Raw genomic sequence first — 20,957 nt, 5'->3', positions numbered from 1 at the left:
ATCATCCACAGCACTATATTCATTCATATCTATAGTCAATATAGCGTGGTTGGTAGCATTGCCATAGCTACTAGACCTGCCTAAAGCCATCGCTACTCCTGAGCTGTTGGTAGACGCTCCTAGTGTCAATCTACCATTGTCCGCATTGGAGCTGTAACTCCAGCCCTCCAAATCAACTAACGCTGCTTGCTCACCGGTATAAACCGTATCTGATACATTGTTAAAATCAACAAGGTAGGGTAAACCATCAGTGTAGCTAGATACTTTTCGCGTGGTACTACGCAACGTATCATTAACATAATTCAAATCTGTATCTAGCGTACTGAACCCTGTCACTTCATAATTACCCACTGCCGAGAAATCCAACCCTGAGACAAACGTATAGGTCAAAGTATCCCCTGTAGCCAAAGAAGCCGTAGCGGTTTCGCTTACCTCTTGGCGACCACTAGGACCGTCTATCCAAATAGTCAATGGAATACTTGTCTCTGTACTCATTCCAAAATTGATATAACTAATGCTAACATTCTCTTCTCCTAGCGTAGGCGATGGTATTATCTCTTCGATCTCCAAGCCATATAGGTCATGATCCAAAGCAAGGTTTAAACTAAAAGTATTCAACTCAATACCTGATCTAACAGCGCTTCCATCTGAATCAAAAATAACACGAAAAACGACATTGGACTTTTCAGAAAATTCTTCTATAGGAAAAGAGGATACTTCAACCTCTCCTACACCATTCCAACGATTGTTGGACGTGTACTCCATGTACGCCCCTTCTAACCTACTAAAGCTACTTCCACCATCATTACTCACCTCCAGCCAAGCAAAATCATAGTTAGTTTCCATATTATATTTCAAATCAAATGATACCACAACACTAGATGTCACTTCAGACAAATCAAATACTGGAGATTCGACATAGGACAATTCACCATTATTGTAGTTTCCCAAAAGGTTGGTAGCCCAGCCTTTATTAGCAGACGCCATAGTACCCCATGCCCAGCTACTGGATTTTCCACCTGTAACCCAGCCCCCGTCACTCTCTTCAAAATTTTCTTGGTATGGAAGCCCCACATGCATATATCGCTTGAATAATTGGTGACGCAGTGTATCATTGGATTGCACCAAATCTCCCGACAGTTCACTAAATACGGTCACTTCATAATTTCCTGCTTCAGAAAAATCCATGTCAGCTGTAAAAGTATAGGTCAAGGTATCTCCTGTAGCCAAAGAGGTCGTGGAGGTTTCGCTTACCTCCTGTCGACCGCTAGGACCATCGATCCAGACAGTCAACGGCACACTGGTCTCCGTACTTACTCCTTGATTCACATACTGAACCGTGATTTGTTCTGTCGCTCCGAGTAATGCTGATGATGCGGGAACCTCCAAATCGACTACCGCTAGGTCGTGTGCAGGGCGTTCATATACTTTGACATCATCTAGGTAAAAGGCATCACTGCTATACTCCCGCTCTCCAAAACGAATCTGGAATGTAGAAGAAAAGTCTTGATCATTTGCTGATAAACTATCTGCCAATGAATAGGCATTGACAGTAATCCATTCATTGTCTGCTCCTTTGTTAGCAGACCAATCATAGAACATTATCCATTCATCAGATGCTGATCCTCTGATATGAACCCTGTCTTCTGTATAAGAAGACTCATACCTTTGTGAAAACCTAAAGTCGATCAAAATATCATCATCCACAGCACTATATTCATTCATATCTATAGTCAATATAGCGTGGTTGGTAGCATTGCCATAGCTACTAGACCTGCCTAAAGCCATCGCTACTCCTGAGCTGTTGGTAGACGCTCCCAGTGTCAATCTACCATTGTCCGCATTGGAGGTGTAACTCCAGCCCTCCAAATCAACTAACGCTGCTTGGTCACCGGTATAAACCGTATCTGGTAGATTGTTAAAATCAACAAGGTAGGGTAATCCATCAGTGTAGCTAGATATTTTTCGTGTCATGCTACGCAACGTATCATTAGACTGGATCAAATCACCAGTCAGCTCACTAAATGCTGTCACTCCATAATTTCCTGCTTCAGAAAAATCTATATCAGCCGTGAAAGTATAGGTCAAAGTATCTCCTGTTGCCAAAGAAGCCGTAGCGGTTTCGCTTACCTCTTGGCGACCACTAGGACCGTCTATCCAAATAGTCAATGGAATACTTGTCTCTGTACTTACTCCTTGATTCACATACTGTACAGTAATTTGTTCTGCTACACCGAGTAACGGTGATGATGCGGGAATTTCCAAATCGACTGCCGCTAGGTCATGTGCAGGACGTTCATATACTTTAACATCATCTAGGTAAAAGGCATCAGTGCTATACTCCTGCTCTCCAAAACGAATCTGGAACGTAGATGAAAAGTCTTGATCATGCGCTGATAAACTATCTGCCAATGAATAGGCATTGACAGTAATCCATTCATTGGTAGCTCCTTTGTTAGCAGACCAATCATAGAGCATTATCCATTCATCAGATGCTGATCCTCTGATATGAACCCTGTCTTCTGTATAAGAAGACTCATACCTTTGTGAAAACCTAAAGTCGATCAAAATATCATCATCCACAGCACTATATTCATTCATATCTATAGTCAATATAGCGTGGTTGATAGCATTGCCATAGCTACTAGACCTGCCTAAAGCCATCGCTACTCCTGAGCTGTTGGTAGACGCTCCCAGTGTCAATCTACCATTGTCCGCATTGGAGGTGTAACTCCAGCCCTCCAAATCAACTAACGCTGCTTGGTCACCGGTATAAACCGTATCTGATACATTGTTAAAATCAACAAGGTAGGGTAATCCATCAGTGTAGCTAGATATTTTTCGTGTCATGCTACGCAACGTATCATTAGACTGGATCAAATCACCAGTCAGCTCACTAAATGCTGTCACTCCATAATTTCCTGCTTCAGAAAAATCTATATCAGCCGTGAAAGTATAGGTCAAAGTATCTCCTGTTGCCAAAGAAGCCGTAGCGGTTTCGCTTACCTCTTGGCGACCACTAGGACCGTCTATCCAAATAGTCAATGGAATACTTGTCTCTGTACTTACTCCTTGATTCACATACTGTACAGTAATTTGTTCTGCTACACCGAGTAACGGTGATGATGCGGGAATTTCCAAATCGACTGCCGCTAGGTCATGTGCAGGACGTTCATATACTTTAACATCATCTAGGTAAAAGGCATCACTGCTAAACCCCTGCTCTCCAAAACGAATCTGGAACGTAGATGAAAAGTCTTGATCATGCGCTGATAAACTATCTGCCAATGAATAGGCATTGACAGTAATCCATTCATTGTCTGCTCCTTTGTTGGCATACCAATCATAGAACATTATCCATTCATCAGATTCTGATCCTCTGATATGAACCCTGTTTTCTGTAGAATTAGACGCATACCTTTGTGAAAAACTAAAGTCAATCAAAATATCATCATCCACACCACTATATTCATTCATATCTATAGTCAAGATAGCGTGGTCATGGCCATAGCTACTAGACCTGCCTAAAGCCATCGCTACTCCTGAGCTGTTAGTAGACGCTCCCAGTGTCAATCTACCATTGTCCGCATTGGGGCTGTAACTCCAGCCAGCGAGACCTACAAGCTCCCCCTGAGAACCAACATACACCGTATCTGTTGTGGCTTCAAAATCTTCGAAATAAGGTAAACCCGCACTGTAAACTGATTGCTTAGCCGTATTAGCACGTAACGTATCATTAGACTGTCTCTCATCTCCAGTCAATGTACTAAATACCGTCACTTCATAATTACCCACAGCAGATAAATCCAAACCCGTTGCGAACGAATAGGTAGAATTGTCACCACTCACCAAAGAGGTAGTTGCTGTTTCACTAAATTCCTGTCTACCATTCGGGCCATCTACCCATACTGTGAATGGAATACTAGTTTCAGTACTCGACCCTATATTTTCAAACTGAACAGTCAAACTTTCTTCTGTTCCCAATGTCGCAGAGGCTTCTGGGACCATTAGACCTGACACCTTAATGTCATGCTCAGGTGCCATATACACACTAACATCATCCAAGTAAAAAAACCGTGAATTATAAGTTTCTCGTTCACCAAAACGAACCTGAAAGGTCGATGAGAAACTTTGACTATTGGCTACCAAAGCACTTGACAAAGCAAGTGTGTTTACATGTATCCATTCATTGTTCTCTCCTTTATTTTCAACCCAATTGTAAACCTCAATCCAGTCATCAGTATCTGAACCTCGCACATATACCCTGTCGTGTGCGTAATCAACAGAATACAGATAGGAAAAATTAAAGTCAAGTAATACTGCATCCGTAGACTCATCATAGCCACTCATATCCAAAGTCAATGTAGCATAATTAGATGTCGTTGTAGAAGATGAACGTCCCAGTGCCAATGCTTGGGTAGTATTACCAATATATTTTCCTATTGACAGAATACCATTCTCAGTAGTCTGTTCATAGCTCCACTCTTCCATTTCCGGAATAGCACTCTGATTGGCCGAATAGGTCGCATCAGCTACTTCTTCAAAACTCTGCTCATACGGCAAAGTCACCTGACCATATATAGATGGTGAAATGAAAAACAAAAACAAGACTCCAAAGAATTTTCTCCTTAAAGAAACTCCTGAATCTGGGTTGGTAAAAATTTTACTCAGTAACATAAGTTCAATTTTGATTTGGTAAAATACGATCAGTAATAAAGATTTTATAGGCACGGGCGATTACAGACATGAAACTGTTGACGTCCAATGGTTTTAATTCCCTCGAAATATTTTTTTGATTGAAAAAGGAAATGCTCAGAACGATTGTTCTGTTTGAACACTAGGTAATACCACGCAAGAGCCCGTCGAAAAGCAGAAAGACTTGAGCCCAAACCCAGTTGGGGAAGTATAAGAAACATCGAAAAAAGGTTGGTCATAGCTAGTTTAACACATCGTTTGTATTCTAATTGAAAGTACAAGTGAATACACGACAATCATAAAACACTAACAACAAAATACAATTGTTTCGCTAAATAATACCTTTTAACTCGAAAAAACTATAACTCTACCATAATAAATCACGGACAACTAACTGAAGGAAAAGTAGGAAGAGGTGTTGTAATGATTACAATCTACTACGATCCCCTACAAACTCATCCGTTCTTTGAACTTGGAGGCTTGTCTGCGGCTCACTTCCACTTTATCTCCTCCGCGCAATTCTACCATCAGCCCGCCATTGAACCAAGGTTCGATTTTTTCTACCCAGCTGAGGTTGATGATGTGCTTTCGGCTCGCTCGAAAAAAGGACTTGTCATCTAACTTTTCATCCAGTGCATTGAGTGACTTGTGTATCATAGGGCGCACCTTATCAAAGAACACTTTGATATAGTTGCCATCCGATTCGAACATCCGAACTTTCTCTAGTTTGACAAACCAGCATTTCTCTCCGTCCTTGACAAACACCTGATCACCATAACTGAGCTTTTGTTTGGCTCCACTGGCTACCAACACCTCTTTTCTCTTTTGATCCATCAACTTTTGAATAACCCGAGAGAGCCTGTCCGGCTCGATGGGTTTGAGTAAATAATCAAAAGCGTTGACCTCAAAAGCTTTGATAGCATATTGATCATATGCAGTAGTAAAAACCACCAACGGAGACTTATCCAGCTCTGACAGTAGATCAAACCCAGATTTTTCGGGCATCTGTATGTCTAGGAATATCAAATCGGGGTTGAGCTGATCGATCAGCTCCAGTGCTTCGTCTGCATTGGCAGCTTCGCCGACGATCTCTATCTCGCTGTGTACCTTGAGGAGTGACTGTAATTCTTTGCGCGCCAATCGCTCGTCATCTATCAGGATTGCTTTCATGGTCAGTATTCTTTGGGTAATGTTATTTTGGTCAAAACGGTCGTATCATCTTCATTGTCAATCGTCAGGTTCGCACGGTCTCCGTAGATTAAATATAGTCTATCCTTCGTGTTTTGCAAGCCCCGTCCATGACCATCCTCATGAACCTCCTCTATTTTGTACTTACCGCTATTGCGAATCTGAATGACAAGATTCTCCCCTTTAACCTGAGATAGGAGACTCACAGTACCTCCATTTTTTAATTTGGATATCCCATGCTTGACACCATTCTCGACCAAGGTCTGTATCATCATGGGCGGTATCTGACACAGCAGAGTTTCATCTGCTACCTCCAGCGTCACTTCTAGCCTCTCCTCGAACCGAATGGACTCTAACCCCAAATAAGCCCTGACTGTCTCCATTTCTTCTTCTAGACGTACGAGCTTCTTTTTTTCAGAGTTCAAAGTGTTGCGAAAAATACTGGATAGCTGGGTAATCGCTTGTTTCGATTTGATAGGGTTTTCATCCACAAGTGCCTTGATGCTATTGAGGGCATTGAAAATAAAGTGAGGGTTCAACTGTGAACGAAGGTGCTGTAGCTCTGCCTCACGGATAGCCGCTTCATACTGCAGTGACTTGTTGTACTGCTCGAAAAAATGGTAGGTAAAATAAATTAGAGACCAGAGACAGTACATCATCGCTGGACCCAGCACACCAAAAATCATATTGACAGTCCGGAGCTCTATCGACCAAACCACCGTACCCATCATCAACCAAGTTACCGTCAGCAACAGCAAGTAATTGATCATGCCCAGTACAAGGGTACTTCCCAGAATAGTCGGCAGGAGTTTCACGATGGGGTAACCGACCCAGCCCTGTCGCTTGATTACCCACCGTAGGATATGAGAGGACAAGATATAGAACAAGATTTGCCAAATGGCGATAACGAGTTCCTTATTACTAAAAGCACCGCTCTGTATGAAATATATCCCAAAATTGAGCAATCCATAAAGTGACCATCCCAGCCACTGACACCATATATATACGGCACGTTTCGTCATGATACCAAGGTAATAGAATTAAGCATAGGGACATATCACCCTATTCTCTTTTTGATGAATGGTCGAAGGGGTTGATTTACTAAAATTAATGGATGTGAATTTTCGATTCGAAAATGTGCTCTATAAAAATATGAATACGAAATGTGTCCTCAGCACCTAATTTTTGTCCTGCTTGAGATGAAAAATACAACCCCCCTGCAAGCAAAGAAAGAGCAACTAAAACCCACAGTGCCCATGGACTAGTCCCAAAGGTCAACTGTACAAAACCATAGATCAGTGCAAACAACCCCAATATTCCAACCGCCGCATACATAAAAGCAAACACCGTCCACACCGTTGGTTTTGGTCCATAGTATCCACGAACGACAGTCTGCCCTTCCTCCTCCTCTAGGCTCAAATCAAGTTGTGGAGACCAAAAATGCTGTTCCTGGTTCGGCATCTTAATATGTATCATGTTGTGAGCAAAAGTCACACTACATGAACACATACCAGACTCTTTCTCCGACTGCAGTCGCTCTCTAATCTCCTCCGTACTGAGGTGGCTCTGGATTTGGAACCTCGGACGTATGCGAACGCTGGTCATAAACTAATCGAACTAGAGTCTCATAGCGTTGCGTGGCGATTTGAATCCATATCGATCCCCTACCCAAGTATAAACCCAACCAAATGTGGCACAAGAAATATGAATAAACGAAATATGTGAATTGTTACCCAAAACAGACATGTTGAAGATTTCAAATACAAAAACCATGGACCACAGAAACCACTTTTTACTACTATAGTAGGACAATGCCCCTATGATGGCAAAAACACCCACTGATCCTCCCATCCAAGCTCTGGTAAATCCTTTGGTGATAAACACTACATCGGGGAAGTAAACCAATAGCGTATTAAACAACGACCCTGTGAACAAGCCTATGAAAACATAAGAAGCAAAATATATCTTGATAGTGCTCCATGTCCCATGCTGCTCTTCGTAAGACTGTACTGGAAAAAAGAATCCGAAAATCGTCACAAATAGAATATGTACAAAATCATTATGAAACCATGGCGTGGTAAAACAAGTCAGCATGAAGTGCCAAAAATCGGATTTGAACTGCCCCATCCACATGGTCATCTCACACATGAACTGTATCTCCCATGGCCCGTCACAGTTGCGACGTGCCGCAAAACCAAATATGCCCAACAGAACCCAAACGATAATCAAGTAGCCAATGCTAAACTTTCGAGACCACAACCACTCCTTAAAAGAAGTCATGTTTTCTCCGTACCTATTCTTCCAAGGCCATTGGTAGGGTACCCAATTTTTGTTGTACTTCTCTTCCCTAGTATCTATATTCTCCACGAGTTCAATGTATTATAAGCTGCAAATCAAGCCAAATTGTTAAGACTGCTCTAGCTCGATCGCCAAAAATTTGGACGTGTAACAATTATTTAATGTAACGACTTCTTCTGGAGTCCCTTCGGCCACTATGGTCCCTCCGCCTACGCCTCCTTCGGGTCCCAAGTCGACGATATGATCGGCTACTTTAATCACATCTAGGTTGTGTTCAATGATCATGACCGTGTTTCCTTTCTCTACCAAGATATTGAGTACATCTAGCAGCAGTTTGATATCCTGAAAATGCAAACCTGTCGTAGGCTCATCCAACACGTAGAATGTCTGACCTGTATCACGCTTGGACAGTTCTGTTGCGAGTTTAACACGCTGCGCTTCACCGCCAGATAGCGTCGTAGCATGCTGCCCTAATGTCAAATACCCCAGTCCTACATCGCTGAGTGTTTTAATTTTTCTAACGATTTTGGGCTGATGATCAAAAAACTCAACAGCTTGCTCCACGGTCATATCCAGTACATCTGCGATGGATTTGCCTTTGAATCGCACTTCTAGCGTTTCTCGATTGTAGCGTTTTCCTTTACAGGTTTCACATGGCACATGCACGTCAGGCAAGAAGTCCATTTCGACCAGTTTCATTCCAGCTCCTTCGCAGTTTTCACATCGTCCTCCTTTGACATTAAACGAAAAACGCCCTGGCTTATAGCCTCTAATTTTCGCCTCTGGCAGTTGTGTGTACAGCGTTCGGATATCCGAAAAAACACCTGTATAAGTCGCTGGATTAGATCGTGGCGTTCGCCCAATCGGCGACTGATCTACTTCGATAATTTTGTCTACGTGTTCTATCCCTTCGATAGATTCATAGGGTAGCGGTTCCTTTTTGGATCGGTAAAATTTACGATTCAGGATCGGCACAAAAGTCTCATGTATCAGAGACGACTTGCCACTTCCTGACACACCCGTCACGGCGATCATCTTGCCTAGCGGAAGCGTCAGCGTCACATTCTTAAGGTTATGCCCCGTAGCTCCACTCAGTACGATGGCTTTCTCATTTCCTGCACGACGCTCCTTTGGCACTTCTATTTTGATATCTCCTTTTAGATAGCCTGCTGTCGTGGTAGGAAACTTGACAAATTCCTCTGGATTGCCCTGCGCTACGATTTGCCCACCATGTCTACCAGCTCCAGGGCCAATATCTATAATATAGTCCGCATCAAGCATCATATCCTTGTCATGCTCCACGACTATCACCGTATTGCCCAAGTCTCGCAGGTCTTTGAGTGCTTTGATCAGTTTGACATTGTCACGCTGATGAAGACCGATACTCGGTTCGTCGAGGATGTACAGTACGCCAACAAGCTGCGTCCCGATCTGAGTTGCCAGTCTAATACGCTGTGCCTCTCCTCCTGAAAGTGTCCTTAATGGGCGATTGAGTTCAAGATAACTCAACCCCACATCCAGCAAGAACCCAAGACGCTTTCTAATCTCCTTGAGAATCTCTGCCGCGATGATATTTTGACGCTCGTTCAGTCGAGACTCTAACCCCTCGAACCACCGGCCTAACTCTTCGATATTGAGTGAAGCAAGCTCAGAAATATTCTTTTCGTCTATCTTAAAGTGGAGTGATTCTTTTTTTAATCGCGCACCTTCACAACTCGGACAAGTCGTACTGGAAGTAAAGTCTTTGATCCATTTCTGGATTTTTTCCGTCCCGCTCTCTTTTTGCTTCTCTAGAAAATTAACAATCCCTTCGAACGCTGTGTTCCAGTCTGTGCCGGGGTATTTTTTTGAGCTCACCGCGACAGGCTCATCTGATCCATACAATAGGATATCCAGCACTTCACGCTTGATGCTTTTGATAGGAGTGGTCAGCTTATAGTTATGCTGTTTGAGGATAGCGTCTACCTTCTTGAAAATCCAAATATCTCGGTAGTCTCCCAGCGGAGCAAACCCTCCCTGACTGATACTCAAGGAGGCGTCAGGAATAATGTTGATTTCCTCAATCGTCTCGATTAGTCCCAATCCATTACACTCGTGACATGCACCGTAGGGAGAATTAAAGGAGAACATATTAGGTGCTGGATCGTCGTACGCCAGACCAGATTTAGCATCCATCAGATGCTTCGAAAAATGATGATCTTTTCCATTCTGATCGATCACCATCGCGATTCCTTTACCCTGCTGTAGTGCCGCTTTGATCGATCCATTGATCCGTACTTGATCCTTTTCTCCGACCAGTAGTCTATCAACGACGATCTCTATATCGTGCGTTTTGTAACGATCTACCTGCATCTTGGGTACTAAATCTTCGATTTCACCATCGATACGAACTTTGGTAAATCCCATCTTTGCGACCTGCACAAATAGCTCACGGTAGTGCCCTTTTCGGCCTTTGACTACAGGAGCGAGGATAGAAATCTTTTGACCATCAAAATGTGACATGACGTGATGGAGAATCTGCTCTTCGGTCTGCTTCTCCATCTTTTCTCCTGTCACATAGGAGTAGGCGATCCCTGCTCTCGCAAAGAGTAAGCGCATAAAATCATAGACCTCTGTCACCGTCCCCACCGTAGAACGTGGATTCTTTGAGGTCGTCTTTTGCTCAATCGAGATGACTGGTGATAGCCCGTTGATCTTGTCGACATCAGGCCGTTCCATATCTCCGAGAAAGCTCCTGGCGTATGCCGAAAAACTCTCCATATAACGACGCTGTCCCTCGGCATAGATCGTATCAAAGGCCAATGAAGACTTCCCACTACCACTGATCCCTGTGATCACGACAAGCTGATCCCGCTTGAACCGTACATCTATATTTTTGAGGTTGTGCTCTCTGGCACCATAGACCTCCAGATACTCGGTGTGCTCCTGCTCCAATACTGTCTCCTCGTTCTTTATGCCTTCTTTTACCTGCATATATCTATTATATGGTTACCTCTACGGTATATTTTTGTCCCGACCTGACGGTTAGTTTATAATCCCTAATCCAAGGGTTAAGTTGCTTCAACTGATAGAAAGTCATACCATGTTTTTGGGCAAACTCATTCCAATCCGAGATGGATTGTGTCACGATGATTTGCTTCGTCTCAGGCAACTGATATAGATCTTTTTCATCCACCTGAAAACTAAAAGCTGTAGGGTCCTCTAACAAATTTTTGAGTGCGATGATTCTAAACACATAACGTGAAGGCTCCTCACTCATGATCATGTCATAGTAGGTCTCTGCATTTTGTTTTCGAATCACTTCGGATGCTGCTCGCATCCCCATGTTGTAGGAAGCCGCTACGAATGTCCAGTTGCCGAATTTTTGGTGTGCCTTCTTGAGGTATTTGCTCGCAGCTACCGTCGAGAGGACTGGGTCATAACGTTCATCTACTTCACTATTTACCGTCAACCCAAAATCTTTGGCTGTCCCTTTGAGAAACTGCCAAAACCCTACGGCATTGGATGGTGAAATCACATTTTGTAATCCGCTCTCTGCTACTGCTAGATATTTGAAATCCGTGGGCACTTCATTGGCCTGAAGTATCGAGTCTATCGTCGGTAGCCATTTGTTGGCCCGCTTAATGATCAGGATGGCATTGGAGTGCCAAAAAGCATTGACCTGTACCTCTCGGTCTAGCCGTTCTTTCACATCAGCACGATGCAACGGCACCAGTTCCCCTGCAAAGGAGAATTCCTCAGGCAAGGCATAGCCAGCAATTGTCCCGTTGTTGATCTGCGTCTCTAGCTCCGTGGGAACTCCTGACTCTACTCGTTCTGGCTCTGTGTCAGCAGTTACTTCTTTTTGTCCTTCTCCACCGGGATTGACCCAATAAATAATCACGCCTCCTAGTACCAGCCCTATCAATAAATATCTCAGTTCTTTTGGCATAAATTAAAACAAGAAATTCGGTGAGAGATTGTATTTGTTATAGAACTCATCGATCACATCCACTGCCTCGGTAGCATTGTCCACGATATGAAACAATTCCAAATCCTTGGCACTGATGTTGCCAAACTTATCCAACAACACGGTATGAATCCAATCCATCAGACCCGACCAAAATTCTGATCCAACTAATACGATAGGGAACTTTCCGATTTTCTCAGTTTGGATCAAGGTAAGAGCCTCGAACAGCTCATCCAATGTTCCGAACCCTCCTGGCATAACGATGAAACCCTGCGAATAGCGGACAAACATGACCTTGCGCACAAAGAAATAATCAAAGTTGATAAACTTATCCTTGTCGATATAGATATTGCCATTTTGCTCGAAGGGCAGATCGATATTGAGCCCAACAGATTTACCCGACTCGCTATGCGCCCCCTTGTTACCTGCCTCCATGATACCTGGGCCACCACCGGTGACCACACCATAGCCATGTCGCACCAATTTAGCACCAATCTCTTCTGCCATCTTATAGTAGACATTGTCTGCGGGTGTCCGCGCTGACCCGAAAATCGAGACACAGGGACCTATTCTGGCGAGTTTTTCAAAGCCTTCGACCATTTCGGACATGACCTTGAAGATAACCCACGAATCTATACTCTTGATTTCGTGCCAATCTTTCTTTTTAAAAGCGCGTCTAATTCTTTTTTCAGTCTCTTTACTGATGGGCTTTTCTGACATTGGATTATGGGTTTAGTATTTAGTTTTTGCTGGTAAACAAGCCGCAAATTTATACATTCTAGCGCTCAAGCCTTATCCTATTGAGAGAATATCCTCTACCGCCTGATCGGCCTGCTGATATTTAAAGCTGAATCCGCTATCCAAGACTTTTTGATTTGATACATGGTGACCTTCGAGCACGATGATGGACATCTCGCCGAGTATCCATTTCAGGACAAATGCAGGTACGTTCGGCAACCAAAGTGGTCGCCTCATCGCCTTAGCAATAACTTCTGTAAGGTGAGCATTGGTGATGGGGTTAGGGCCGACGGCATTGTATGCACCACTTGTTTTCGGGTCTAGCATAAAATGCTCCATCATGTGTACCAGATCATCGACATGTATCCAGTTGCATATCTGTCTACCAGAGCCTAAAGGAGCCCCGACCAACATGCGCACAGGTTGGGCCATTTTTTGCAAAGCACCACCTCTATCTGAGAGCACCATGCCTATGCGTGGCTTGACAAGGCGCATACCAAGATCAGCGATTTTATCCGCTTCCTTTTCCCAGTCCAAAGTCACCTCTGCTAGAAAATCTGTCCCAGTAGTATCCTCCTCTGTAGACCAATGATCAAAATCCCGGTATCCATAATATCCGATGGCAGATGCGCAAATAAACGCTTTGGGTTTTTGGGTTAAGTCAGCCATTTTTTGATGAAGCAAACGTGTAGACTGAATACGACTGTCGTAAATAACTTTTTTGCGATTCGCAGACCATTTTTTGTCAGCCACACCTGCGCCAGCGAGATGAAAAACTACCTCTACATCATCAAATGCTCCAGTCTCGATATATCCCTTTTTGATGTCCCATTCGAACACTTCGGCTGACAAATGCTGAAACCGAGTCCTGCTCAACAGCCTGACAGTATGCCCTTTAGAGGCGAGCAATGCCGTTAGATGAGATGCGACTAGACCAGTACCTCCTGTAATTAGAATTGTCATGGGTTTTAGATTTAAACATTTAAGTTAATATAAATTGTTTAACGAGATGCATTATTAAAGTTATTCACTATTTTAACAATTGATCTAAATCAAATTATGAGTGCATGAATATAACTCTGGAGTCTTATCAACAGCTAATCATCCTTGGTCTAGGGTTTGCAGTCATCTGTATCGCTGCATCTCGTATTGCTCCTGTTTTTCAAAAAGTAAACCTACCCATCATCACCGGTTTTTTAGCAACAGGTGTATTGGCTGGGCCGTATCTCCTAGGCCTAATTCCTAAAGAGTCTACCCAGCAGCTCAACTTCATCAATGAAATAGCCTTAGCCTTCATTGCCTTTGCTGCTGGGTCCGAATTATACCTTCGTGAATTGCATGCACGCATTCGAAGCATCAAATGGAACACAATCAGCCAGTTGGTTTTTACCTTCGGTTTTGGTGCCCTTTCTGCCTTTTTCTTGTCTGATCTATTGCCGTTCACCCAAGGGGTGGACTTCAGTACGAAGCTGAGTATCTCACTCCTCATCGGTGCTATATTCGTGGCACGGTCACCTACGAGTGCCATTGCCATCATCAGTGAGCTGCGTGCCAAAGGGCCTTTGACTCAGACCGTCCTAGGCGTCATCGTATTGACTGACTTCTTCGTCATTATTCTCTTTGCTGTGTGTATGTCATTTGCTGTTAGCCTCACCAGTGGCAGCAGCTTCAATTACATCAGTATTTTGATCTTAATAGTTGAAATTGCCGTGTCGTTGGGTATTGGTTTCCTACTAGGCAAGGTCCTCAACTTTGTCATCTCTTTTCGCATTCGACGTTATGCCAAATCCGTTCTAATTATTGGGCTAGGCTACATGGTTTACTTGCTCAAGTTCTATATTCAAGACTTGACGGATGGTTTCATGGAGCATCCGTTCACTATCGAACCACTGATCATATGTATCATCGCTAGTTTCTACGTGGCTAACTACACGAAAAACAGACCAGAATTTCTTTCCATCTTAGACAAAACATTCCCGCTGATTTATGCAGCCTTCTTTACGCTCACGGGAGCATCCTTATCTCTGTATGCACTACTAGATGCCTCGTTGGTCGCACTTTTATTTTTTGTAGTGCGATTGTTTGCGATCATAGCGGGCAACTACTTCGGGGGAGCAATGGCAGAAGACCCTTGGCCACAGATTCACCTAAGTTGGATGCCCTATGTGACCCAAGCAGGAGTTGCCCTAGGGCTGACCGCTGTAGTATCCAATGAATTCCCCACCTTCGGGCCAGACTTTGCCGCCTTCATCATTGCCATCGTGGTGATCAATGAAATCGTAGGACCACCCCTATTCAAATACGCCATCACCAAAGCAGGTGAAAATAGGAACAAAGGCTCTTTCAAATTTGACGGTGTGCGAGATGCTATCATTTTTGGATACGAATCCCAAAGTGTCTCTTTGGCGCAGCAGCTCATGAAGAGTGGCTGGAAAGTACAGATCGCTACCCGAAAAAAACCAGAAGAAATCGAGGTGCCAGATGACATCATATTGAAGCATATTGAGTGCGTAGATTTATCCACTCTCAAGGCCATGCATGCCGACAAGTCTGAAGCCATCGTCTGTCTCATGTCTGATCGCCGAAACCTAGAAGCGTGTGAACTCGCATACAAACATTTTGGTACGCCGGACATGATCGTACGACTAGGCGACCGTTCCTACTATGACAAATTCCTAGCGCTAGGGGCGAGAGTAGTAGATCCGTCGACTGCTATCGTCAGTCTACTCGACCATTATGTACGCTCACCTCAAGCTACCTCTCTACTGCTAGGTATGCAGCCAGGGCAAGACACCCGAGACATGGAGCTAAAAGAGCCAAGCCTACATGGGCTAACGCTACGTGATCTGAGGTTGCCATCCGATGTATTGATCCTGTCCATTCATCGAGCGGGGCAGATGATTATCTCTCATGGGTTTACAAGACTGAGAGTGGGAGATGTAGTGACTTTCGTCGGTTCTACTGAAAGCCTAGATGCGATGCAGCTGAAATTTGATCATTATTGATTGACTAAGCTTACTCCTCGTACGCCCAGTCAATCCCTGATTTCATATCCTTGAGCACAATGCCTTGACTTTTCAAGCTGCTTCGCAGGACATCTACTTTATCGTAGTTCTTGGCTTCTTTGGCTGCAGCGTACTCTTTGATCACAATATCCATCAAGCCATCTATGTCCAAATTTGATTCCTCTTTCAATCCTAATATCTCTAAAACGAAGGTCTTATAGGTGTGCTTCATTCGATCAAAAGCTTCTTGACCGATCTGAGAGATCGTTAGGTTCTGTGTGTGCAGATTATTGATTTTTTTCAGCAGATTGAACAAGTGTCCCAACGTGAGCGCCGTGTTAAAATCATCGTTCATGGCACGGTAGCAGTTGTCGCAGATCTGGTTGATTTGAGCAGTAGCCTTTTCGTTTGGCGTAGCATCCTCTCCTTCATTTACGTGAAGATTGCGAAGTGTCTTGAGACCATTCATAAGTTTTCGATAGCCTTTTTGTGCAGCCAGCAAGGCATCATTAGAGAAGTCCAGTGTACTCGCATAGTGCGACTGTAACATGAAAAACCTCACCGTCATCGGGCTATAAGGTCGCTCCAACAATTCGTGATCTCCGCTAAACAACTCATGCGGCAAAAAAGAATTGTTGAGAGACTTGCTCATCTTCTGACCATTCACGGTGAGCATATTGGTGTGTAGCCAATATTTCACAGGGTCGTGTCCATGTGCTCCGACAGATTGCGCCAACTCGCACTCATGATGAGGAAATTTTAGATCCATACCTCCTCCGTGAATATCAAATGTTTTGCCAAGGTACTTGGTCCCCATCACGGTACATTCTAGGTGCCAGCCAGGAAAACCATCACTCCAGGGAGACTTCCATCGCATGATGTGATCCGTACCTACTGCGGACTTCCAGAGCGCAAAATCTACAGATTCACGTTTTTCATCCTGTCCATCCAATGCACGTGTGTTAGACAGTAGGTCTTCTATCTTTCGACCAGATAGTTTCCCGTAGTTGTGGTCTTTTTGATAAGCCTTGACATCAAAGTATACCGAACCATTCACCTCATAGGCCAATCCCTTTTCGATCAACAATTCAATCAACTCGATCTGCTCTAGAATATGTCCCGTTGCACTCGGTTCTATGCTCGGGGGGAGGGCATTGAACTGATCCATCACTCTGTGAAAATCCTGCGTATATCGCTGAACTACTTCCATCGGCTCTATATTTTCGAGCTTTGCCTTCTTGGCTATTTTATCTTCGCCCGCATCTGCATCATTGACCAAGTGTCCTACATCGGTGATATTCCTGACATATCTCACTTTGTAGCCTAGGTGTAGCAGGTAGCGATAGATAATGTCGAAACTGACAAACGTACGAACATTGCCCAAGTGCACGTCACTGTATACCGTAGGGCCACAGACATACATCCCAACGAATGGCGCATGTATTGGCTCGAATAGTTCTTTTTTACCTGAAAGTGAGTTGTTGATTCTTAAGTCCTTGAGCATCGAAAAGCTTTTACAAAATGAATGTGCAAAATTGCTTATACGAGTCCAATGAAAAAAGTTATGCTCCTAAAATTATCTCTAATGACTTTCATGATGAGTATCTCCCTTAAGGTTGACACCCTCAGTCCACTCATTTTTCGTGTACAAATGTTGTCACTGGACGCAATCAGGCATGAACAAACACCTCGTTAGTCAATCGGTTCGATTATATTTACCCTCTTTAAATCCCTAGTTTTATACTTGATGAAAAAAATAATTGCCGCAATGATTCTTACAGGAATGTGCTTGACTGCCTCAGCACAGACCGATGGCAACTATGAATACACCAAAGAATTTATCTGGGGGATCAACAAAAACACCAACGGCGGGCTTATTGGAGGCTTTATGTTTAGGTGGTCTAGCGCACGGGGAGAAAAGAAATTTCGAAACATCGGGTTCGAGTTCATGAATGTGAAACACCCCAAGGAATCACGCATTACTAATGGTCAGAGCCAATTCATCTATGGCAAATCAAATTACCTCTATAGCATTCGCGCGCAGTACGGATTTGATCATTTGCTTTTCAAAAAAGCACCCAACAAAGGAGTTCAAATCAACTTCAACTATTCCATCGGCCCGACGATAGGCGTGATTGCTCCCTACTATGTAGAGGACTGGGACGGAAATAGTGGACAGTTCAACTTTGACGACTATGGCCAGTGGGCACAAATAGCTCGTACGGGTTATCTATTCGAGGGATTGGGTCAATCCAAATTGACCGTCGGGATCAACGCCCGAGCGGGATTACTATTCGAGATGGGAACCTTCAAAAGCAACGTCACCGGTTTTGAGATTGGTACATTGGTAGAGGCTTTCCCTAAAGTCATCGAACTCATGCCTCATGAAGACAACCGAGCTGTATTCTTCTCTGGATACATCACCATTTTCTACGGAACAAGAAGGTAAAGTCCAATAGAGACACCTAGGACTATGAAAGTAAAGGCAGAGTGTGTTTCTTTGCACAAACGAATTAGATCATGATCGAACTACCGGTAATAGAAGCTGAAAAGGCAAAAAAAAGACAGAAACCGAACTGGCTCAGAGTAAAACTCCCAGTAGGTCAAGCCTATGCCAATGTGAGAAAAATCGTCGATGAAAACAAACTTCACACGATATGCGAAAGTGGCAACTGCCCAAACATGGGCGAATGCTGGGGAGAAGGTACCGCCACATTCATGATCCTAGGCAATGTCTGTACCCGCAGCTGTACCTTCTGTGCAGTCGCCACGGGTAGACCGCCAGAGTACGACGAAAAAGAACCGATCCGTGTAGCGGAAGCCATCAAAACCATGGGCGTAAAACATGCCGTGCTTACCTCAGTCAACCGTGACGAACTCAAAGACCGTGGCGCAGAGATCTGGTACCAGACTGTGGTAGAGACCAAGCGTCTTGCGCCAGAAACAACGATAGAAACGCTGATCCCAGACACCAAAGGCAACTGGGATGCCCTCTACCGCATGATCGATGGCGGGCAAGAGGTCGTCTCACACAACATGGAAACTGTCGAAAGACTCTACCGCCGTGTCAGACCTCAGGCCAAGTACCAGCGGAGTTTGGATCAGATCAAACTCACCAACGAATACGGCAAACGGACCAAGTCAGGCATCATGCTCGGTCTAGGAGAGACCGAAGATGAAATCTACAAAGCCATGGACGATCTCGTCGCACACGGGCTGCATATCCTGACACTCGGTCAGTACCTACAGCCTACCAAGATGCACATCGAAGTGGCAGAGTTCATCCACCCAGATCAGTTTGACAAGTACAGAGAAGAAGGATTGAAACGTGGATTGAAATATGTCGAGTCAGGGCCATTGGTCAGATCATCGTACCACGCTGAACGTCACGTCAACGTGCCGATATAACAGCAACAAACATTACATTCGATGAGGGTGAGACTATTGTAGAAAGTAATCTCACCCTCATTTTTTTGTCTCTAGAAGAACATCATTCCTATGCATCCAAACGATACGCCCCTCGTCAGCATCATCATGGCGGTCAAAGACACCGCTCCCTACCTCCACGCCTGCATCGACTCGATCATCGCCCAGACCTACCCCCACTGGGAACTCATAGCCGTCAACGACCACAGCACCGACGACACACCCGCGATACTACAAGCCTACGCGGCACAAGACAACCGCATCCGTGTATTCGATAGCGACAGACCCAAGCTGATCCCCACCCTCCAAGTCGCATACGCTCAGGCCAAAGGCTCGCTGATCAACCGCATGGACTCGGACGACAAGATGCCCGACTACAAACTAGACGTACTCGTCCAAGAATGGAACAAATACGGCAAGGGGCACGTCATCGGAGGGGGCACGGAGCACTTCGTAGACGAGGGAGAAGTCGGAGATGGTTTTCGTCGCTACGAACGCTGGCTCAACGATATCGCCCGTCGCTCTGCGCACTACGAAGAGATCTACAAAGAATGTGTGATCCCCTCCCACTCCTGGATCATCCACCGCGACGACTTTGATCACGTAGGAGCATTTGACCCGATCGTCTACCCAGAGGACTATGACCTGTGCTTTCGCTTCTACCGTGCCAAACTCAAAGTCATCGGGATCGATGTGGTACTCCATCACTGGCGAGACCGCTCCAACCGCATCTCACGGACATGGGACGAGTACAAAGACAACCGCTACTTCGACCTCAAGACCCGCTACTTCTACGAACTAGACAGAGACCCGTCACGTCCACTCGTGCTCTGGGGTGCAGGACGCAACGGCAAGGACATGGCCAAGATATTGATCCAACACCAGGACACTTTTCACTGGGTGTGTGACAATGAGCGCAAGATCGGCAAGGACGTCTACGAGGTGCGCATGGAGCACTACGACGTGATCCCCTCCCTCGACAATCCCCAAATTATGATCGTCGTGTCTTCGCCTGACGGCAAAAAAGAAATCAAGGAGATATTGAACGCTTGGGGCAAAAAACCAGTGAAGGATTATTGGTTTTTTGCTTGACCAGTCTCGTCACTTAGACAAAGCATAGTTGCTCTATCAGTAAGCCTCGGACGAGGATTTCAGCTCAGCAAAAACCCCTTTTACAAGGCCTGAGGGCAGTTTTCATACCCCCTTTTTCAATCACGTGTGTTTGCTCGATCAAACACACGTGTTCCGAGCTCCAAACACACGTGATTGGAAGGTCGAACACACGTGATTGGAAGACCGAACACACGTGTTTGTTTTGAGGGCTATTTGATGTCGCTTTATGAGGTGCTTTGAGATCGTAAATCTAGAGAGGAAAATCAATTCCTATCCCCTTCAGCAATCCAATCTACTAATCATACATTCGCTAGGATCAAGGCTAGCCTATCATCGCATCTCGGCGATAGGAGAGATCTATGATAGATATCGAAAAGGCAGATCGAACAAAGTGCCCTCGTCATTTCGACAGAGCATGATTGCCCATGGCAAGCGTGCGACGAGAAATCCCGCTCGGCTAGCACTGCCCTTTCCAATCCACTCTGCCACCAGACCACGAGACTCCTCGTCGTAGCGCAGGACTCACGTCCCGTCTACTCTGTCGG

The 20,957-nt window shown here is 44.6% G+C and carries 14 protein-coding genes; 4 read left to right on the top strand and 10 right to left on the bottom strand.

All coding sequences use genetic code 11. The annotated features are described in order from the left end of the window. The 9 genes from BUB99_RS20450 to BUB99_RS15755 all read right to left on the bottom strand — a co-directional run. The coding region (locus tag BUB99_RS20450; RefSeq protein ID WP_170863819.1) for a hypothetical protein at positions 1-4,677 on the bottom strand (4,677 nt) is incomplete at its 3' end. 465 nt (positions 4,678-5,142) lie between these two features. Beyond that, positions 5,143-5,865, bottom strand: coding sequence for a LytR/AlgR family response regulator transcription factor (locus tag BUB99_RS15790; protein WP_073124053.1), 723 nt, complete (start codon positions 5,863-5,865; stop codon positions 5,143-5,145). Between the two features lie 2 nt (positions 5,866-5,867). Then, positions 5,868-6,905, bottom strand: a complete 1,038-nt coding sequence (locus BUB99_RS15785; protein WP_073124051.1) for a sensor histidine kinase — start codon at positions 6,903-6,905, stop codon at positions 5,868-5,870. An 85-nt stretch (positions 6,906-6,990) separates the two neighbouring features. Beyond that, on the bottom strand, positions 6,991-7,488 hold the full coding sequence (locus tag BUB99_RS15780; RefSeq protein ID WP_139281046.1) for a DUF5336 domain-containing protein: 498 nt from the start codon (positions 7,486-7,488) through the stop codon (positions 6,991-6,993). 12 nt (positions 7,489-7,500) lie between these two features. Continuing rightward, complete coding sequence (locus tag BUB99_RS15775; protein WP_073124047.1) at positions 7,501-8,250, bottom strand: rhomboid family intramembrane serine protease; 750 nt, start codon at positions 8,248-8,250, stop codon at positions 7,501-7,503. Between the two features lie 39 nt (positions 8,251-8,289). Next, the gene (gene uvrA / locus BUB99_RS15770) at positions 8,290-11,154 is read right to left on the bottom strand and encodes an excinuclease ABC subunit UvrA (RefSeq protein WP_073124045.1); all 2,865 of its coding nucleotides are present in this window, start codon (positions 11,152-11,154) and stop codon (positions 8,290-8,292) included. A 7-nt stretch (positions 11,155-11,161) separates the two neighbouring features. Continuing rightward, positions 11,162-12,112 carry a lytic transglycosylase domain-containing protein gene (locus BUB99_RS15765; RefSeq protein ID WP_073124043.1) on the bottom strand — a complete coding sequence of 317 codons (951 nt, stop codon included), beginning with the start codon at positions 12,110-12,112 and terminating at the stop codon, positions 11,162-11,164. Between the two features lie 3 nt (positions 12,113-12,115). Continuing rightward, positions 12,116-12,850 carry an LOG family protein gene (locus tag BUB99_RS15760; protein ID WP_073124042.1) on the bottom strand — a complete coding sequence of 245 codons (735 nt, stop codon included), beginning with the start codon at positions 12,848-12,850 and terminating at the stop codon, positions 12,116-12,118. A 72-nt stretch (positions 12,851-12,922) separates the two neighbouring features. Continuing rightward, on the bottom strand, positions 12,923-13,831 hold the full coding sequence (locus tag BUB99_RS15755; RefSeq protein WP_073124040.1) for a TIGR01777 family oxidoreductase: 909 nt from the start codon (positions 13,829-13,831) through the stop codon (positions 12,923-12,925). A gap of 104 nt (positions 13,832-13,935) precedes the next feature. Here BUB99_RS15755 and BUB99_RS15750 point away from each other — a divergent pair, with 104 nt between their 5' ends. Beyond that, positions 13,936-15,873 carry a monovalent cation:proton antiporter family protein gene (locus tag BUB99_RS15750; RefSeq protein WP_073124038.1) on the top strand — a complete coding sequence of 646 codons (1,938 nt, stop codon included), beginning with the start codon at positions 13,936-13,938 and terminating at the stop codon, positions 15,871-15,873. A 10-nt stretch (positions 15,874-15,883) separates the two neighbouring features. Here BUB99_RS15750 and cysS read toward each other — a convergent pair whose 3' ends face one another. Further along, the gene (gene cysS, locus BUB99_RS15745; protein WP_073124036.1) at positions 15,884-17,377 is read right to left on the bottom strand and encodes a cysteine--tRNA ligase; all 1,494 of its coding nucleotides are present in this window, start codon (positions 17,375-17,377) and stop codon (positions 15,884-15,886) included. A gap of 243 nt (positions 17,378-17,620) precedes the next feature. Between cysS and BUB99_RS15740 the strand changes: the two genes are divergently transcribed. From BUB99_RS15740 to BUB99_RS15730, 3 genes are all read left to right on the top strand, one after another. Then, entirely contained in the window at positions 17,621-18,322 is a 702-nt protein-coding gene (locus BUB99_RS15740; protein WP_073124034.1) for a hypothetical protein, read from the top strand. A 71-nt stretch (positions 18,323-18,393) separates the two neighbouring features. After that, complete coding sequence (gene lipA, locus BUB99_RS15735) at positions 18,394-19,281, top strand: lipoyl synthase (RefSeq protein ID WP_073124032.1); 888 nt, start codon at positions 18,394-18,396, stop codon at positions 19,279-19,281. A 90-nt stretch (positions 19,282-19,371) separates the two neighbouring features. Then, the gene (locus BUB99_RS15730; RefSeq protein WP_073124030.1) at positions 19,372-20,391 is read left to right on the top strand and encodes a glycosyltransferase family 2 protein; all 1,020 of its coding nucleotides are present in this window, start codon (positions 19,372-19,374) and stop codon (positions 20,389-20,391) included. Positions 20,392-20,957: the final 566 nt, after the last annotated feature.

It is taken from the genome of Reichenbachiella agariperforans (assembly GCF_900142205.1).
GTDB lineage: Bacteria > Bacteroidota > Bacteroidia > Cytophagales > Cyclobacteriaceae > Reichenbachiella > Reichenbachiella agariperforans.
The sequence above is the reverse complement of the archived record's forward strand: the minus strand, read 5'-3'. Positions and strand labels throughout refer to the sequence as shown.

Bases quoted from the DNA above. Each gene is read 5' to 3' on its own strand.
- BUB99_RS15790 (WP_073124053.1), bottom strand. From the start codon at position 5,865: ATGAAAGCAATCCTGATAGATGACGAGCGATTGGCGCGCAAAGAATTA.
- BUB99_RS15785 (WP_073124051.1), bottom strand. From the start codon at position 6,905: ATGACGAAACGTGCCGTATATATATGGTGTCAGTGGCTGGGATGGTCA.
- BUB99_RS15780 (WP_139281046.1), bottom strand. From the start codon at position 7,488: ATGACCAGCGTTCGCATACGTCCGAGGTTCCAAATCCAGAGCCACCTC.
- uvrA (WP_073124045.1), bottom strand. From the start codon at position 11,154: ATGCAGGTAAAAGAAGGCATAAAGAACGAGGAGACAGTATTGGAGCAG.
- BUB99_RS15765 (WP_073124043.1), bottom strand. From the start codon at position 12,112: ATGCCAAAAGAACTGAGATATTTATTGATAGGGCTGGTACTAGGAGGC.
- BUB99_RS15760 (WP_073124042.1), bottom strand. From the start codon at position 12,850: ATGTCAGAAAAGCCCATCAGTAAAGAGACTGAAAAAAGAATTAGACGC.
- BUB99_RS15755 (WP_073124040.1), bottom strand. From the start codon at position 13,831: ATGACAATTCTAATTACAGGAGGTACTGGTCTAGTCGCATCTCATCTA.
- BUB99_RS15750 (WP_073124038.1), top strand. From the start codon at position 13,936: ATGAATATAACTCTGGAGTCTTATCAACAGCTAATCATCCTTGGTCTA.
- cysS (WP_073124036.1), bottom strand. From the start codon at position 17,377: ATGCTCAAGGACTTAAGAATCAACAACTCACTTTCAGGTAAAAAAGAA.
- BUB99_RS15740 (WP_073124034.1), top strand. From the start codon at position 17,621: ATGAAAAAAATAATTGCCGCAATGATTCTTACAGGAATGTGCTTGACT.
- lipA (WP_073124032.1), top strand. From the start codon at position 18,394: ATGATCGAACTACCGGTAATAGAAGCTGAAAAGGCAAAAAAAAGACAG.
- BUB99_RS15730 (WP_073124030.1), top strand. From the start codon at position 19,372: ATGCATCCAAACGATACGCCCCTCGTCAGCATCATCATGGCGGTCAAA.